This window comes from Affinundibacterium seohonense, from assembly GCF_014284305.1.
GTDB lineage: Bacteria > Pseudomonadota > Gammaproteobacteria > Burkholderiales > Burkholderiaceae_D > Undibacterium > Undibacterium seohonense.
This window is the reverse complement of the sequence record NZ_JACOFW010000010.1, coordinates 33,128-51,765: the sequence shown is the minus strand read 5'-3', so window position 1 is coordinate 51,765 and position 18,638 is coordinate 33,128. Positions and strand designations below refer to the sequence as shown.

Below are 18,638 nucleotides of genomic sequence, written 5' to 3'. Positions count from 1 at the left end.
CTCAACTCATAAAGAGTGCGGACATTTGCTCGGCTTTCTCAGCCAAGTCCCTATCGCTAATCGTATACACGGGTGCGAAGCCACCACCCGGTGTGCGGAAATTCGTCGTCTGTCCCTGATACAAACGCGCTGCCGTCCACTGCACATGGGCATCATAGGTGTACTGGCGAATATCGAACTTCATCTGAGCTGGCGATTCGGGCGATCCGGAAATTCGCTCCCCAGGCGTTATGATGCTTTGCGCAATGTAATCCCCTGCCAGAATCTCTTCCCAGACGCGCTTGGTCAATTTATCGCCGCGATAAGTTGCACGACCGCCATAGCCTGCTTTGGGCTTAAAGAATAAATGCCGACGGTTGGCCCACAATCGCTCAGCTTGATCGGGTTTCACAATCTCGGAGCGCGGAATATTTTCTAGTAAACATGTTTGCACCTGTGCACTAACACCGAGGGCTTGTAACTGTTCGGGATCTGTCCAGATCGCCAAGTTAGCTTTATCGGCAAACAAAGCATGTACCTGTGGATGCGGTGTTAATACGATGGCGTCGGCCAAATAAGCCTGCCTTAAAGCGTTCGCGTTCGGCTGCTCCAGATAAAAATCAGTGAGTCGGTTGTACACCAAATCGATCATACGATCGCCGTGCCATAAGCCGCCATCACGCCATATCAATTCTTGCGGTGGGGCGATCACTGCCTGAATACCAAAGCGCGCAAACAACTGTTGGAACAATAAAAATTCTGGATACAGGTATTGCTCTGTCGGCGCGTCATCGACAATCGCAATGGTCGCAAGCTCACGCGACAACTTTGTAGGATGCGCACCTTGCGCCAACGTCCACTCATGGCGAAACATCTTAATGATGTCTTGTTCGAATGCCTGCACCGTCGATCTATCATGCACGATGTCATCCATCACTGCACAACAGGCGCGCTGAGAGCGCGCTAACACCGCATTTAGCATGGCGCCACCAGCGTTGGTATTGACCTCAATCAAACCAATCCTTTCGTCGTGCACATGAAAATCATAACCAAAGAAGACCCCCTTTGCTGCCTGATTTCCATGCTGTGCAATTATCGGCGCACTTCGCAGAATCATGTCCCGAAACGCTGGCATCGCCACTACAAACTCTATCGCACTTATCACAGCTGCCATTGCTTGTTGCTGACTCTCGGAGACAAACACCGGCTGGGCGGAAAACACATGCGGGCAACGTTGTTCAATCAATTCAAAAATCTCAGGTGCCGCGAGCTCAACTTTGAGCGCTTGCTTTAAAGCGCCATCTGGCAGACTCAGACAAAAGCATTGGCTATTGAGTTTTTGGATGGTCTTCGCTGCACCGCCTTTCACATCACATACGTGACAGACGTCCGCCGCTAGCTTTTCTGTTGAGCTCATTGAGATGAATTTTAGCTTGTTAGTGAACGCTGATAGGCCATCTTCACATAATGCATAAGGTGCTTGCTTTCAATTTCAGCGATTGTCTCTAATTTAATATGCCGACGAAACTTACCCTTACCTTCCAATACGCCAAATCGATCAGGCAAACTTGCCCCTTCACCAAACTCTAGTGATACGTGATTCGCATACGCAAAGACGCCACAAAACGCCTGCTCCACTGCGAACAAAATGCCACCGTATTTAATTTCTTCCTGAACGGATTCATCGCTCGATTGACTTAAGCCAAGGATTTGCTTGCGTAATGCTTGTACCAATGCATGGGTGGCAGCATTAGTCAGGCTTAAATCCTGTAAATACAGTTCGACACGGGTTTTAGTTTCGCTCATATTCTTGCTCATGATAACTCACTCCAGACTTGACGTAGACCGATTGCATGGACCGCTGCCAGCATCAAACAAATCGCTGAGCTTGTCCACCAAAAAACATCACTGTTCCCAACGAAGAATGGCTTCAACCAAGGAAATGCCAATCCTCGCACCACCAACACAGCAATCAAACCCAGCAGAACTACACGCCGCAAAGGTAAGACCAGAATTAAACCCGCTGCCGATAAGGCATACGCAGAACAAAGCAATAACGCGGTGCCGACAATCGCTGCCATCAATAAAGGTTGGGTATGTCCACGATTAAGCATCGCGACCACGGCGTCACCTGCCCCAAGTAAACGAAATAAAGGCGCGCCCCAAATAATGCAGGCGTAGTGCAGTAAAGCTGCAACGAAGGTAGTAAACGCTGCGGCTACCAGATATTGATTTACAAACTCTCTCATCACTCTTTTCCTAAATTTGATTGAAGGAAATCCTCAGACAGCTCCATTTCACAAACCACTTTGTAGTGCGCGAACATAATCTGCTTTTTGTGAAATCGTGTTGTGTCCTGTTCCTTTTATGACTACCAATTGTGTTTGCCCCTGACGAAAATTTTCCAGCAAAGCACGCGTGCTCGACATCGGGATGATTTCATCGTGCTCCGCAGCAATCAGCAACGTTGGAGCCGACACTTGCTGTGCATATTTCCATGACTCGAACTTATCCCGCAATAACCAGCTAATTGGAAACATCGGGAATTTCTGCTGTGCCAATTCCAAAATGCTATTGTAAGGGGTCACCAACACCAGACGTGACACTGGCCTGACGCTGGCTAGATACGTAGCAACACCACTGCCGAGACTACGACCAACCAGGCTGATGCTGTCATGTTCTTGGCGCAGCTTATCAAAGACCACTTTGGCATCCATCTGCAGAGCCAATTCAGACGGCGAGCCAGAACTGCCGCCATATCCCCGATAATGCACGAGATAAATGGCATGCTCTGGAAATGCCGACACTAAGGTCGGCAGGCTACGATTGACATCTTCGGCATTGCCGCCAAAATAAATGATCGCCTTGGCACCACGTCGTTCTCGCTGTGTGATAACGAGTTCCGCCTGCTCGGTCACCAGACGCATAGTCGTAGTACCAGATGCAGATGAGGCTTTTTGTGGAAAGTAAATGAAGGAGCTTTGAAAAAAATACAGAAGCGCGCACAAGCCTAGACAAACAATGGCGATGGCGACTAAGAATTTACTGAATTTATTGATCATTGCGGTTAGAGTGATTTAACAAGGTTCACTCATTCTACCGAATCAAAAATAATAGGAAAGCAATTTTCTATGTTGAGATTTACGCATGTAGCGACGAAACCTGTAATTCAAGTGCTTGCACTGCTTCTCGACTTTGGTGAATACTTAGCTAGCCTGACTCACCGTCTCACCAGCAACTAGGACCGGTTGCCACAACACTTGCAACTCAGATGGCTGCGTACCATTTTGCAGAGCTAGCAACATCTCTACCATTTTCTTTCCAGCGAGATCAGGATTTGGTTGCTCTATGGTGGTGACATTGTAACCAGCTAGGGAATCCTCCATCTTGCCCCAAACGATAATGGACATCTGCTTACCAATCGTAACGCCAGCGTCAAGTAAGGCACGCATCGCACCAACACCTGCCATGTGATTATCAACAATCACCGCGCTTGGTGGAGTCGGGCTGGCTAGTAACTGTTGCATCGCACTGTAACCACCCCGTCGGTCGTTCGAATTATTTTTGAGGTAATCAGGGTTGGGATTGAGACCAGCACTTTGCATCATATTCAAAAAACTGTCGTAGCGTTGACAGGCAAAATTCATGTCCGTTGGTGCACTCATTAAGGCAATTTTTTGATGACCGTGAACCAGTAAATGTTCCACTGCGAGTTGCATACCGCGTTCATTATCGTAATCAAACCAGGCGTGTGGCTCATTAACGCGAGTCCGACCATGGGCAACGAACGCTAAGCCATGCTTGGCAAGATAGGCGACACGTTCATCATACAATTTGGTGCGGCCAACGATGAGACCGTCGACGCGACGTTCTTTGACCATATGCTCATAGGCTCGCAATTCATTTTCCGGTGATACAGGCGCCATGATCAAATCCATCTGACGACCTTCTAATGCTTCTACCATCCCGCCAACTATCTGCATGAACATAGGATCGGCTAAATCATTGGCGACCAAAGCATGAATAATCCCAATCACATTTGTGCGACCTGATGCCAAACTACGCGCCATGGGATTAGGACGATAACCAAATTGCTCAGCCGCCTCCAGCACGCGCTGACGGGTGCGGGCGCTGACTTCGGGATAGCCATTCAAAGCACGGCTCACCGTGGTTTCGGAAATACCGAGATTTTGTGCGAGGCTTTTGAGGTTCATGGTGCCAATTCTTTGTAATTGCTAAAGGTCGCTATCAAAAAGAAACGAAGTGTAAAGGCATGCAGCGCGTAGGACAAGAATTTTTAGCTATCCAAACCAACATGCGACACTCTGCCGAATTAGTGGCTTGCCATCACCATTTCACACGAATTAAATTTGATGATTTGGAATTTTCACGCAGTTGCGTTGTCAATATTCTGTTAGTCGAATTCCAATCAAACACCAGCGCTTCCGCGTCTTGCATCACCTGCTTAGGAGCGCTCGGCAAATTATGTAGATGCAGAGTGATGTGCTTTGGCGATGCTGATATCTGCTTAGCTTGTTGCCGTTCAATCCGAATTTGCAAATGCGTATTAGGACTCAGATCCTCTTGATAGTCGCTGCTAAATTGATAGAGACGGTACTTACCTTGTAAAAATGCGTTTGCAGTGAGCCCATCGTCTTCATACATCTTACCCTTGCTCTGACGAATACTCGCATCGTGATAGTAATGCAGATCTAATTCTTTCTCGTTATAAAACTGTGTGCTTTGCATAGGCTTCGCCATCGGTACAAATGCACCAGCTCGGACGAATACGGGAATGTGTTCTTCACTCACTTTTACCGTATGACTAGTGCCACCTACATAAACCTGCCCAGTATAAAAATCGATCCAATTTCCTTTGGGAAACAAGACATCCGCTTGCTGCTGTCCTGCTTGCATAATCGGTTGCACTAAGAAATCCTTGCCCCATAAATACGAAGCAGAATGCGCGCGCAATTTTTCATTATCAGGCTCAACGAAAAACAGAGGACGCATCAATGGCAAACCCTGCTGCTGATTTTCAAATGCCAGCGTGTAATTGTATGGCAGTAAACGGTAGCGTAATTCGATTGCTGCTTTGGCTAACTGTTTGGCTTTTGCTGCGCGAAAGATCGGTTCAGAAGCGACATCTTCTTGTGCGTGTGGGCGGAAGACGGGTTGGAATACACCGTACTGCAACCAGCGCGCATACAATTCATCATCCAAATTCGCACCGGCAAACCCGCCTAAATCCGAATGCATATACGCCAAACCTTGCATCCCCATTTGCAGTGCAATCTCAGGCTGCGAACGTAAGCCACCCCATGTGCGATTCACATCGCCAGACCAGGGAATCAAACCAAAGCGTTGCGAACCAGAATAACCTGCACGCATCAAAATGAATGGCCGTTGTGTAGGAAAGTCTTTCTGATAGCCTTGTGCGACGAGCTTCGCCCATTCATGTCCATAGATATTGTGCACTTGATCTGCACCAAGTTGGCCGTTCGCATGACGTAGTTCGCTAGGATGCACTTCTGGTTCGCCAAGATCGCCCCACACGCCAGCAACACCTTGCTGCGCCAGATCTTTATAAATATTCCAAAACCAGTCACGAGCTTTCGGTTGGAACAGGTCAATCAATCCCGTATTACCAAAATAGAAGTCATAGGTGAATGGCTTACCAGCCTGATCGGTTGCCAGAATTTTTTCCTGTACTGCTTCTTGCCAGCGATTCGAGGTCGTCAAAATAAAAGGCTCAGTGATGAGTACGGTTTTGACACCCTGCTGATTAAAATCCGAGATCATGCCTTTCGGATTTTTAAAATTATCTTGATCAAAGGCGAGATTGCCCATCGTGCCTTTCACTTCTTTACCAAACCAATACAGATCAAAAATAATTGCATCGACAGGAATTTGATCTGCACGATATTTCGCAATCACCTGACGTGCTTCGGCCTCTGAGTGATAACCGAAACGGCTGGCAAAATTACCAAACGCCCAGCGCGGTGGCAGCGGCTGGCGCCCCGTTAGCTGGGTGTAGTTGGCGATCACATTCGCCCAAGATTTGCCAGCAATAACTTGATAAGTTTTACGCCCACCGATGGTTTCGTAGCTGAGTGAATTGTCCTTAGTGCTGTCGAGATCGAGCGTACCGATTGCTGCATTGTCAAAATGGATGCCATACATCTTGGATGAATACACCAGCGGTATCGCATAGTTCATTTGACTCGATTGTTCTTCGTAGCCGTAATGTGCTTTATTGTAGAGAGGTAGGCGATGACCACGACGATTCATCCCTAGTGCACGCGCACCTGCGCCGTACAGAGCTTCCTGCGCATCTAAATTAAAGCTGATGCGCTCTTTATTTTTTTCGACCGTATCAATTTTCTCGTAGCCGAGTTTTTCAGAGGTCAGCAATTTACCTTGATAAAAGTAGCTGATCTGGAACGGTGCTTTTTGTATGCGCACCGAGATCCCAGAGCTCACATAATCGATCTGTTGTGCAGTCTCCTGAAACTGCATTTTGACTTTTTGCGGTTTCACCACCACCGCATGCGATTGCTGATCAAATGGCGTAAGCACTTCACCTTTAGGAATAAAGCGGGTTTCAAAAACTTCCGATGAGTACGGCGTAATCTGATATTGCCCATCATTGGTCGTGATGCTTACATGCGATGGGCTATGCTTTACTTGCAATAGCTGACGTTGCGGATTTTGCGCGTAAGCAGATACGCTGAAAGCGAGGGTCAAAGCCGCGCTGATTAAGCTAGCAGATCGAGAATAGCGAGGAAATTGTTTCATGGTTTACCCAAAAGAATAATCGCGTGTTTACCTGGAAGTTCGACTTTGCCGGATTGAACAATCACGCTTTGACCAGAGTAATAATCCTTTACACGCTCACCATCCTGAAATACTGGCGCAACAGTAATCGTATGCGTTTTTGCCAAAGGTAAATCAAGCGCAACGACGACTTGATCACGCACACCATCTTTTTGATAGCTGCGTTTGAAGATATAAGGAGAGGCTGAAAGTTGTTGATGTACACCCATGCCGACAGAGACATGTGCGGCACGGAATTGGCCTAGCTTTTGCCAATGTGTGAGCAAATCGCGATAAGTTGGCGAGTCTTTATATGTGTGCGGCACTTGCTTGGTTTGCAAAGCGAGTGGTCTATCTTTTTGTAGTACAGACCAGTCCATCATCGATCTTAACTTCGCATCACCTTGCGCCTCCGCGATATTTAACAAACGCGCGGTCTCATCACCATAATAAATCTGTACAGAGCCTGGCGTTAACATCAACTTGGTCGCCGATTCAAATGGGCGTTGGCGTGCTGGATCGAAGGGGCTACCATCATCATGCGAGCTGATGTAATTCAATACCGAATAGCCTTTGAGATCGTTCTGCAAGTAATTGGCATAGCGGCTGAACAAAGTTTCGTATTCTAGGTGCGCATCCGATCTAAAGCTGAAATTAATCATACTATCGAAGCCGTTCGCATAGTAATTGATGCGGCTACCGCCATCCATTCTGAACTGTAAACCATCACTGATTGGATAATTGTAAGCTTCTGCGGTCATAAAGAAGGGATCATCACCGAGCTTCTTCTTCGGATTGGCTTTTTTCCATTCTTCAAAAGCCGCACTTGCTTCTTGCTTCAATTCTTTCCAAACCGATGCTTCCACATGCTTAACCGTATCAACACGAAAGCCATCGATGCCATATTTGCGTATCCAGTCAGTGTGCCATTTCATCAAATAATAGCGGGGTGCACGCGGGAAGCCGGTGCGCCAAAAATAGGCATCCAGCTCTTTCACTTCGCGTTCATAGCGCCCTTCTTGTTTCCACTTCTGTACCAATTGCGGTGGTAAGTCGACTGGCTTATCGCTCTCGGTTAAGATGTCCGGCAAATTTTTTACCAGAGTACATTTGATCGCACCATCAGCCGTCTTGTAATCACAAGTCGGTTCCGTGCGAACCCATTCTGCAGGCCAAACCGTGTCGCTTGCAGTCACCGGTCCAATGTGATTCATAACGACATCGAGCAAGATGCGTATGCCATGCTGATGTGCGACTTCGACTAGCTTTTTAAAATCTTTTTCGCTGCCGAGGTTGGCATCAACTTTAGTAAAGTCCTTGGTCCAATAGCCGTGAAAACCATAGGATTTGCCAGTGCCTTCATCCGTTCCCTCATGGATTTGTTCGACCGGTGGGGTGATCCATATCGCATTCACACCCAAGCGACTAAAGTAACCGTCGTGAATTTTAGCAATCACCCCTTGCAAATCGCCCCCCATAAAACCACGCAAAGGCGCAGCATCGGCTTGTCGCCCATACGCCAAATCGTTTTTCTTATCAGCATTATGAAAACGATCCGTAAGCAAGAAATAAACGGTCGCGTTCTCCCATAAAAATGGCTTCTTATTCGCTTTAGCGATCTCTGTCGCAGTAGCGTTTTGAGCTAAGCTCAAACCCAAGAGCGACAAGCAGATCACAGCCTTATTTAAGGTCTTACTTTGCATGAGACGACTTCCTATCAATGAACTAGTACTAGGAGTAATAGGACTTACGCAAAATTGCGCTGGCTAGGCGGGAAGCCGAAGACAGTACGATTGTACGAAAGTACGACAGGGCGAACCAACTACGCTAGCGTCTGTTTTTCGTAAGTCCTAAGTAAATTAGTTTGCTACGACCTTCTCCGCTTCATCTTGTACAAACAGCGTCAAGAGACCGGCTAGTACCATACATGCGCCGCCGAGCATCAAGACCTTGACAGATTGATTGGCAAAAACGTGTTTCAGAATTGCACCCAGCACGACGCCTGCGACAATCTGCGGGATCACCACAAAGAAATTAAACAAGCCCATGTAGTAGCCCATTTTGTTTGCTGGCAAAGCGCCCGCTAAAATCGCGTATGGCATCGTCAACACACTTGCCCACGCAATGCCCACACCGACCATAGGCAGCAATAACATTTCTTTCGTCGTGATCGCAAAAATACTGATCAAGCTCAATCCGCCTATTACCAAACAGAGCAAATGCACAAACTTGCGACTGGTGACTTTCGCCAACATCGGCAATAAGAATGCGGCAATCGCAGAGACGCCACCATACATCGCAAACATAATGCCAACCCAGTTGCCTGCTTCTTGGTAGGCACTTGACTGGGCATCGGTCGAATGAAATACGCCAGACGCGATCGATGGTGTGGTGTAAACCCACATTGAAAACAAGGCAACCCAAGTGAAAAATTGCACGATCGCAAGCTGTATCATGGTCTTAGGCATTTTGAAAAAGCCGCCCAAGATCTCTTTAACTGCATTCATCAAACCTTTATTCGCTGCACGTTCAGCCAAAAATGCATTCATATCAGCAGGCGCATCTTCTTTACTCAACAAAACTGTCCACATCACCGCGAGAAAATACACGCTACCACCGACATAAAACGAATAACGGACTGTATCGGGGATCGCACCATTCACTGGTACGTTGCTCACACCCAGATAATCAGTGAATATCGTCGGCAATAAAGAAGCAATCACACCACCACAACCGATAAAGAATGTTTGCATCGCGAAGCCACCAGTTTGCTGACTGGCATCTAACTTATCACCAACGAAAGCGCGGAAAGGTTCCATCGACACATTAATCGAAGCATCCATCAACCACAACACAAACACTGCCATCCACAAAGCACTGGAATTGGGCATCAAAAACATCGCAATCGACGCCAACACAGAGCCAACAAAAAAGAATGGACGACGACGTCCCCAAGTTGGATGCCAAGTGTTATCACTCAAATAGCCGATTACCGGTTGCACCAACAAACCGGTAATCGGCGCGGCTAGCCATAAAATCGACAAACTATCGATTTCTGCTCCGAGCGTAGAAAAAATACGACTGGTATTGGTATTCTGCAGCGCGAAGCCAAATTGAATACCAAAGAAGCCGAAGCTCATGTGCCAGATCTGCCAGAACGACAGTTTAGGTTTTGCTAGTTGATGCATAGGTGTCCCCTTTTGAATTCGGTAGTTTGTCTATTTTTTAAAAAACCGTGGTGCGATCAAAATTGTTTCGAAACGGCGGCAAATCAGATTAAGAACTGCGTCCTATCAATTCTCGCAATCGCATTAATTTCGGCTGTACCACTGGGACAGTCAACATCGTGCTGGCAACTGCCATCAATAGTAAGGCGGTAAATGTGGCATTACTGATCACGGCTTTATCTAGCAAAATATTGGCAAAGATAATCATGATTAAAGCCTTGGTTTGCAATAACCAAGCGATGACACTAGCCTCGCCTTTTTGCCACTTCAGTACACGTCCCGCAATTTGTATGCCGATTAATTTGCCTGAAACAGATGCCACCAACAGCGCAAACGCGACAATGAAGACACTGGCGCCGCCAAGTGTCCAATTGGTTTTTAAACCTGTACTCAAGAAAAACACCGGCATCATGACCAACAAAACATGATGACGTAAGGCATCCATTTTTTCCTGATTAAACCAAACCGCATCCATCACCGCACCAGCTAAAAATGCGCCCACCATGAAATGCAAGCCCGCCCAATCAGCGGAGAAAGCACAGATCGCCAACCAGATTAGCGCAACATACCAACGATCTTGTTCTGGCAATTTCTTCATGAGCTTTCTAAACAAATACGCCGCGATACTAAACAACAATAGAAATACGACTTGCCGACCAACTCGTGTCCAATCCAGCAAGATCAGCGCTAACACGCCCCAAATCGCGATATCGTCAACGCTGGCATAACGCAAAATTCTTTGCCCTAATGGCTCACGCAAAATCTGCATTTTCTCCATCAGCAAAATCAAAATCGGTAAAGCGGTAACGGCGCACGACATGCCGATGCCAAGTACAAATTGCCAAGGTAAGGCTTTGTCGCCGATCCAACCCGTCATCGTCAACATAACTAGCGCCACCAAACCACCGGCGATCAAAGGAAAGCCCAATGCCATTCCTGCGGTGATACCGGTTTCACGCTTGTGCTCCCAGGCTTGTTTCAAATCAAGCTCTACACCAGCAATCATCACAAAAATCATGACGGCCCAAAGTGCGACTCCGTTTAGGTGTTGAACCACGATGGGATTGAATACAAACTGAAACACCTCGGGGAAAGCATTACCCAACACACCAGGACCAAGCAAAATGCCAGTAATAATTTGCACCACGACCAAGGGTGCAAAATATTCAGTTCTTCCAACACGCCAGATTAAATACGGCACGCTAAAGATCACCAACATCGCAATTAGAAAAATCTCTGTATTCGTCATCATTGCGCTTCCTTTTCAAGAGACATTAATGACGTGGTGCCGCACAATGTTTTGCAATATAAGCCGCGTGGTCCGGCATGACTTTGACACATTTAGCAATCACATCACGCACGCTTTCTAAGTATTCCAAGGTGTCCGCTTCAGTCTGCAAGTTCGCCAAAGAATGGTAGCTTTCCACTGGCATATTCTGTCCTTCAAGAACTTGCAACCAGCCCACTTCGGCAAACAATTCATCATCAACACGCAGCAGACGACCACTAGCGCGATACATTTCCATCTTATGCGTCAAGGAATCCGGTACTGCCATTTCTGCGCAGTTCTTCCAAAATGCAGAGTCTTCACGTTGATTGAGTTTGTAATGCAAGATCACGAAGTCACGGATGCGCTCATACTCAAATTTGCTTTGACGGTTGTACTCGTTGATGTCGACTTGATTCAACACTTTACCTGGGAAGAAGTTGATCAAACGCGCGATCGCTGTCTGTATCAAGTGAATGCTGGTTGATTCTAATGGCTCTAAAAATCCACTGGCCAATCCAATCGCCACCACATTTTTATTCCAGCATTGTTTACGCATGCCGGTCGTGAACTTCAACAAGCGTGGCTCTGCCAAAGGCTTGCCATCGAGATTTGCCAATAGCGTTGCTGCAGCTTCATCTTCACTAGTAAATTGGCTACAAAACACATGACCATTGCCAATCCGGTGCTGCAATGGAATGCGCCATTGCCAACCAGCTTTATGGGCAGTCGAGCGAGTGTAAGGTGTCAATACAGCTGCCGATTCGCAGGGCACCGCTAATGCGCGATCACAAGGTAAGAAATGCGTCCAATCTTCGTAGCCAGTCTTCAATGTTTGTTCGATCAATAAGCCACGGAAGCCTGAGCAATCGATGAATAATTCACCAGCGATCACCTCACCATTTTCCAATACAACCGACTCAATAAAACCATCCGCTTCGCGTTGTTTGACTTGGGTGATTTTTCCTTCGGTACGCACCACGCCTAATTTTTCCGCATACTTGCGCAAAAATTTCGCGTACAAACTTGCATCAAAATGATAGGCATGGGCGATTTGGTTTAATGGCGAATTCTCTACTTCATGATTCGCAGGCATGAATTTATTTGCCTTCGCTGCCATTCTCGTAATTGAATATTCTTCGAGCGGCGCGACCTTGCCTTGCTGATGGAATTTTTGCCAGTATTGATCGAAACGAACGGTATAAGTGTCTTGTCCTATGGTGCCGAAACCATGCATGTAGCGATCGCCGAGCTTGCCCCAATTGACAAATTCGATTCCCAATTTGAAGGTGCCTTGGGTCTCACGCAGAAACTCATTTTCATCGATGCCTAACACATGATTGAAGCGCTGTATCATTGGAATTGTCGCTTCGCCCACACCAACGATACCGATTTCATCGGACTCAATAACACGAATCTTAACTTGTCCTTGTAAGGTTCTAGCCAATGCGGCAGCGGTCATCCATCCTGAAGTACCACCACCAACAATCACCACATCTTGAATTAATGCATTATTCATCTTGAGCTCTCACGCTAAAAAGAATTGATGGAAAATCGCTTTCTTGCAATTTCATAAAAACCCCAGTGTACTGCAGAGTATTCCGCGAAATGCATTGATAAAGCACTTTTTCATCAAGTCTCTTATTCGATTCATGCTGATTATCAGACCAGCAAAACCGAAGGGTAAAAAAAAGACCCCTGCCATGCCGCGCAGGGGTCCTTATTCAGTTCAAATTAGAACTTGTAGTTTGCGCCGAACAAGTAAGTTCTACCGTAAGTCACTTTATTGGTGATCACGTTAGGATCTGTGTTGTACTCTTGGAACGGTGTGTTGTTCCAGTTGTTCGCTTGCACCAAAACAGACAATCCTTTCAACCAGCCAGATTGGAACTCATAGGATGCTTGCAAATCAACCAGCGTTTCACCCTTGACCATCGTCAACTGCATATTGTCTTGATAGTCGCTAACTTGACCTAAGAAATCAGAACGCTTACGTGCTGCCCAAGCAACTTGGAAGCCATTTTTCTCGTAGTACAAACGCAGGTTGCTGACTTTTTTCGACAAACCTGGCAATGGAATATTCAAAGATGTCACTGCAACATTACCGAAACCAAAACCTGGCAAAGTAATTTTGCTAGATGTATCAGAATGATTCAACATCGCGCCAAAACCATCCAAGTAGGAGCTAAACATATTGAACGGAACGTTCACTGCCATTTCAAAACCAGAGATGCTACCGCCTTCGCCATTACGCGGTGAAGTCAACAGACCAACAGTTGAACCTTTATAAGCACCTGTTAAAGGCAACGGTGTTTTCGCGCTGACAAATGGTGCGAAATCGAATGTTGTTGGTGAACGATAGATATAGGTATCTAAAGATTTGTAGAAACCAGCAAAGCTGAAGTAACCCTTGTTACCAAAATATTTTTCATAAGACAAATCCAGGGCTTTTGCCAAGAATGGCTTCAAGTTTGGATTACCACCACTACCAGTCAAAATCGGATTAGTGCCTTGTGTAGTCACGCCAAATGCCTGGCTAGCACGCATATCGTCCATATTGGCACGTGACATAATTTTGCCAGCACCCACGCGGAAGAACTGATCATTACCCAAATTGAACGAAACATTCAAACTTGGCAGAATATTGGAATAGGAGGTTCCACCACCAACAACACTTGATGGGCAAGTTGCGGCTGTAATACCAGTGCAGTTTGCTAAGTCAACTTGATTACCAGTGGAAGACTGATTGGTGTGTACAAATTGCACGCCAACATTACCGCGATAGTTCAAGCCCATCAACTCGCCATCTAAGTCACCCATTGCATAGGCTGTCGTGACCTTCTCGTGTACAGACCAATCTTTTGCCAACACGGAAGCATCAACCCAGCGTGCCAAATCATAAATTGGGCCTAAAGAGCCTTCAGGATCAAATGAAACGATAGGCAGACCAGTCGTACCGGCGATACCTATTTCTGAGCCTGGCACAGTTGCAGTTGCATAACCACTCGTGCCCTTTACGACCAAACGACCTTCTTGACCAGAGCGAATCTTTTCACGATCCGTGCCATTCACGCCAAAACGTGCAGTGACGATAGGGCCAAAATCCACCTCACGACTAGCTGTCAAACGGAAGCTAGTAACTTTATCATCGACTGTAGGCAAAGCAACATAACCAGCTTGCGGTGAATTAACACCACCACCCCAGCCATTCACGTCTGTCAATTTAGCGACATTACGATCACCAAAATTCAAACTTGTTGTGTACTTAACGTCATTAAAATTGCCACCGTTAAAACCCGTGTAGCTGATTGTGGACAAGCCAGTCGCATTGCCTGGTTGGCCTGCTGTAGTTTCGTAGCGTGACGCGTCTTTTTTCGCTTTGGAGTAAGCCAAATCTGCGTTCAAATTCCACTCATCGACTTTCAAATCACTGTTCCAACCGATGGAAGTAAATTTGTCTTTCGCGGATTCTTTGTGATTACGTACAACACCTTTGTAGTTACTGAATGTACCTGAAGTGGCCACGCCATTCGCAATGGTTGCGTTAGACAGGACGCCGTCTGGATCATAGCCGCCTGCAGAGCCAGAAATCGCACCTTCTAAACCGGTTTTCTTCAGACTATTACTACCTGCTGAATAGAATACATCCACAGTAGATTTGAAGTTTTTGTTTGGCTTAAATTGCAAAGTCACCGAAGCACCATCACGATCGCTCTTGCTGGTTTCTGTGTCCGCACCGAAACCACCGATGGTTTTTACTTTGGCACCGTTGTAGTCAACTTCAGGCGACCAACCACCCCAAGTATTGAAACGTTGTTGTGCGCCGCCGTCTTCTTTAAATTTCGTAAAACCTAAAGACAAACCGATAGTACGGTCTGCGAATTGATCCACGTAGGAGAAGGAAACACGGTCGCCGCTACCTTCCGACGATGTTTGCACACCAGTACGTTGCTTACGGTATGCAGCGGATATAACTTGCTTACCGAAGTCGAGTGGTTTTAGCGTATTCAAATCAATCGTCGCGGCTAAGCCTTGACCGATCAAGGATGCATCAGGTGTTTTGTAGATCAATACAGAACCCATCAATTCCGCTGGGAACAAATCGAACTCTGGGGCACGTGCATTGCCTGTTGATGCTTGCTCACGACCATTCAATAAGGAACCATTGAAAGAAGGTGACAAACCACGCACGCTGATATCGGCTGCTTTACCAGAAGAGCGACTACGCTGTGCAGTCACACCCGGCAGGCGGGAAATCGATTCCGCCACGCTGGAATCGGGCAACTTGCCAATATCTTCAGCAGAAATCGCTTCGACGATCGACGTGGAGTTTTTCTTCAATGAAATCGCCGCTTCAATACCACGACGAATACCGGTAACAACCACCGTTTCTGCCGCTTGTTGAGGCTCTGCTTTCGCCGCGTCTTTGGCTGGCTCAGCCTGCTGCGCATAAACAGCGCCTGAACTCAGCGCCAACATCACCGCACAACCAGCGGCGATTGGGGTTAATTTGACCATCGCACGGTTCAGGTTCGAACTCTGCTGGCGCTTACTTAAATTCAGTTCCATTTACATCTCCAAATGTTTTTATCACAGCAATCTAGGGGGGGAGGAAATTACCAATACTTCTTATTTTTCAGCATCGAATTCGAATCATCAAACTTTTGGTCTAAATTCAAATCTTGACGCAAGTTTGTACCAAAACTAAATTTAGTGTCAATCAGAAAAAGCGAAGCTTGAGGAAAGTTTTTATGCTCTCCTATGAGGATATTCACTAGGACGTGGCTTGAAAACCACAATCTCAACCAAAGACTTTATGTAGTCAAACTACATTTTATGAATTTCATTGCAAAGATTTTATCGAAAAATTCAAAGCGCTTTGTATTTTTTCAGTGATAATTTTCAAAGCGCTTTTATTCGCAGCAATTAACGAAAGACTCAATTTAATTAAAAGATAATTTACGTCGTAACCCTCAAAAATCACCAGCCTCACCCACTCACAGTCTAGAACTATTTTTTTTGCTTCGCCCATAAAAAAAACCGCGACAAATCATCGCGGTTTTTTGGATCAATAAAACTGATCCGAAACAGAACTGTACTGTTTTATCCCAACTTAGGACGTCCAGCCTTCAAAGGCGGCAATTCTTCTATCAAAGTTTTGAGCACACTGACTGGGGTCTTCTTTAACAAGACTAGACCAACACGCAACAACTGACTCTTCTTCACTTCAATACCAGCTGAGATACACGCCTTTTTCACTTCACCAAGCACCGCATACTCTGCTTCCGGCATCGTAAAACTATCGCGAACCAATTTTGGCTTTTTAACTTTTTCTTTCGCTGGAGCCGCTGCAGGCTTATTCGAAGCAGCAGGTTTCTTGGCAGAGGCCTTTGCAACGGTAGCGGATTTTGCAGCAAGCTTGACTGGCGCTTTAGCCAACACTTTAGATGCTGGTTTTGCTGGGGTTTTAGCTGGGGTTTTAGCTGCGGCCTTAGGTGCAGCTTTAGCAGCCGGCTTAGGTGCAGCTTTAGCTGCAGACTTAGTTGGGACTTTCGCCGCAGACTCAGTTATCGACTTAATTGCCTTCACTACCGCAACTGGCGCTTTCAAGTCTTCTACTGAACGGATAGCGACCGCTTTTGCCGCTGCATTTGCAATCGTCTTAGCGGGCACAACCGGGGCTTTCGCCTTAACTGGTGCTTTTTTCTTGGCTGTAGTTACCATCGTGAACTCCTTCTCAATTATTACTGACAATATCAATCAAACTAAAAACAACTATTCACTTCAAAATAAAATAAATAATATAAACAATTTACATTAATAATTGGAAGAAAGCAACCTATTCAAAATGGATGTCAGACGCGCGCGCGCACCACGAAGTCAACACCGATCTCACGCCAACATTCAATTTCTTTACGCAACCAAAACGCTACTGTCGGATGCAAGCTAACCCAATCGGGTTTCAATTCCAGCTCAATCTTACTTTTCATCTTGAGACTGAAATCCATGTAATCCAGCTCAACGCGTGAATGCATAAAGCTAACCGCCAGTCTCAACGCCAATACGGCTTTGGCAAAATCCAAATCAGCAAAAGCGTCTCCGACCTTGCGTAAATTCCCTTTCTGACTCAACACCAGCCGACTCATCAGTTTTTGTTCGCGCGTGGTAAAGCCTGGAATATCGGCATTTTCCACCAAGTAGCTCCCATGCTTGTGATAGCCCGTATGCGAAACCACCATACCGACTTCGTGCAACAACGCGCTCCAATACACATAATTACTTAGATCTTCGTTGAGCGGTTTCAGTTGCGTAAACAATGAGCGAGACATGTCTGCCACTAACTTTGCTCTGCCAAGATCGGCGCGAAACAAACTCAAAACATCATGCACAGCCTGCTCACGCCGGTCACGCTTAGTGGAACGCAAATACAAATCCCACATCACACCCATACGCAAACCTGCCTCGATAGGGTGCAATATTTTGATGTTTAACTCTTGAAATAGACCGATCAAAATCGCTAGGCCGCCAATAACCATCGCGACACGCTCAGGTTTAATCCCTTGCAAATTTAATTGATCGATCTGACCGCGCTGTATGCAGTAGCTACGTAAGGCCTGCAACTTTTCTAAAGTGACCTCAGCATCACCAAATCCGTTTTTATACAAGGCATCAGAAATAGCCCTAACCGTCCCCGAAGACCCATAGGCATTACGCCAAAATTCAGGTTGATAGGCTGGCGTCGCATCTTCCAACAAAGACCGCACAGTAAGCACCGCGGCATCAAATCCCTCTTCAGTGATGACGCCTTGCGGAAAGAAATTCGAACTGTGCTTGACCGTCCCCATCGGGAAGGATTCGACCTTCAAAATTTCATGACCACGACCTAAGATAATTTCGGTAGAGCCACCACCAATATCAATCACTAAGCGGCGCTCCGCAGGAATCGCCAACGAGTTCGATACACCTAAATAAATTAAGCGGCCCTCTTCTTCACCGGAAATCACTTCGATCGGCAATCCAATTGCAGCCTCTGCCGCTGGCAAAAAATCAGCTGCATTTTTTGCGATACGGATCGTATTGGTCGCCACCACGCGCACCGAATCAATCGCATAGTCAGCCAATATGTCTTTGAATCGCGCCAAGCAAGCAATTGCCCGCTGCATCGCTTCCGGCGTCAAATTACCATCCAGATCGAGCCCCGCAGCCAAGCGTATTGGATCACGCGCGCTACGGATGACGCGAATCGCCGTGCCCTCATAACTGCCTATATGTAAGCGAAAACTATTGGAGCCAAGATCAACCGCTGCAAACATGAGCATTTTCCTTAATACAGTGAATACGATGAAGTC

Annotated in this window: 13 protein-coding genes; all 13 read right to left on the bottom strand. The window is 46.5% G+C overall.

Annotated elements, in window-relative coordinates; genetic code table 11:
* Nucleotide 1: 1 nt before the first annotated feature.
* The 13 genes from H8K52_RS10595 to H8K52_RS10535 all read right to left on the bottom strand — a co-directional run bounded on the left by H8K52_RS10595 (nt 2) and on the right by H8K52_RS10535 (nt 18,602).
* On the bottom strand, nt 2–1,396 hold the full coding sequence (locus tag H8K52_RS10595; protein ID WP_186922869.1) for a hypothetical protein: 1,395 nt from the start codon (nt 1,394–1,396) through the stop codon (nt 2–4).
* Between the two features lie 11 nt (nt 1,397–1,407).
* Nucleotides 1,408–1,797 (bottom strand): DUF1801 domain-containing protein, encoded by a 390-nt coding sequence (locus tag H8K52_RS10590; RefSeq protein WP_246464442.1) that lies wholly within the window; start codon nt 1,795–1,797, stop codon nt 1,408–1,410.
* Complete coding sequence (locus H8K52_RS10585) at nt 1,794–2,228, bottom strand: hypothetical protein (protein ID WP_186922868.1); 435 nt, start codon at nt 2,226–2,228, stop codon at nt 1,794–1,796. Before H8K52_RS10585 ends, H8K52_RS10590 begins: the two co-directional genes overlap by 4 nt.
* Nucleotides 2,229–2,276: 48 nt before the next feature.
* On the bottom strand, nt 2,277–3,041 hold the full coding sequence (locus tag H8K52_RS10580; protein ID WP_186922867.1) for an alpha/beta hydrolase: 765 nt from the start codon (nt 3,039–3,041) through the stop codon (nt 2,277–2,279).
* Nucleotides 3,042–3,185: 144 nt separating this feature from the next.
* Nucleotides 3,186–4,193: a substrate-binding domain-containing protein gene (locus tag H8K52_RS10575; RefSeq protein WP_186922866.1), complete on the bottom strand. Its 1,008-nt coding sequence runs from the start codon at nt 4,191–4,193 to the stop codon at nt 3,186–3,188.
* A gap of 133 nt (nt 4,194–4,326) precedes the next feature.
* Nucleotides 4,327–6,777 (bottom strand): glycoside hydrolase family 31 protein, encoded by a 2,451-nt coding sequence (locus tag H8K52_RS10570; RefSeq protein WP_186922865.1) that lies wholly within the window; start codon nt 6,775–6,777, stop codon nt 4,327–4,329.
* On the bottom strand, nt 6,774–8,498 hold the full coding sequence (locus H8K52_RS10565; protein WP_186922864.1) for an alpha-amylase family glycosyl hydrolase: 1,725 nt from the start codon (nt 8,496–8,498) through the stop codon (nt 6,774–6,776). Before H8K52_RS10565 ends, H8K52_RS10570 begins: the two co-directional genes overlap by 4 nt.
* A 156-nt stretch (nt 8,499–8,654) precedes the next feature.
* Nucleotides 8,655–9,983: an MFS transporter gene (locus tag H8K52_RS10560; protein WP_246464440.1), complete on the bottom strand. Its 1,329-nt coding sequence runs from the start codon at nt 9,981–9,983 to the stop codon at nt 8,655–8,657.
* Between the two features lie 88 nt (nt 9,984–10,071).
* Entirely contained in the window at nt 10,072–11,271 is a 1,200-nt protein-coding gene (locus tag H8K52_RS10555; RefSeq protein ID WP_186922951.1) for a cation:proton antiporter, read from the bottom strand.
* A 25-nt stretch (nt 11,272–11,296) separates the two neighbouring features.
* On the bottom strand, nt 11,297–12,808 hold the full coding sequence (locus H8K52_RS10550) for a tryptophan halogenase family protein (protein ID WP_186922863.1): 1,512 nt from the start codon (nt 12,806–12,808) through the stop codon (nt 11,297–11,299).
* Between the two features lie 215 nt (nt 12,809–13,023).
* Complete coding sequence (locus tag H8K52_RS10545) at nt 13,024–15,858, bottom strand: TonB-dependent receptor (protein ID WP_186922862.1); 2,835 nt, start codon at nt 15,856–15,858, stop codon at nt 13,024–13,026.
* A gap of 534 nt (nt 15,859–16,392) precedes the next feature.
* Nucleotides 16,393–17,013 carry a hypothetical protein gene (locus tag H8K52_RS10540; protein ID WP_222613753.1) on the bottom strand — a complete coding sequence of 207 codons (621 nt, stop codon included), beginning with the start codon at nt 17,011–17,013 and terminating at the stop codon, nt 16,393–16,395.
* A gap of 131 nt (nt 17,014–17,144) precedes the next feature.
* Nucleotides 17,145–18,602: a Ppx/GppA phosphatase family protein gene (locus tag H8K52_RS10535; RefSeq protein WP_186922949.1), complete on the bottom strand. Its 1,458-nt coding sequence runs from the start codon at nt 18,600–18,602 to the stop codon at nt 17,145–17,147.
* Nucleotides 18,603–18,638 lie beyond the last annotated feature (36 nt).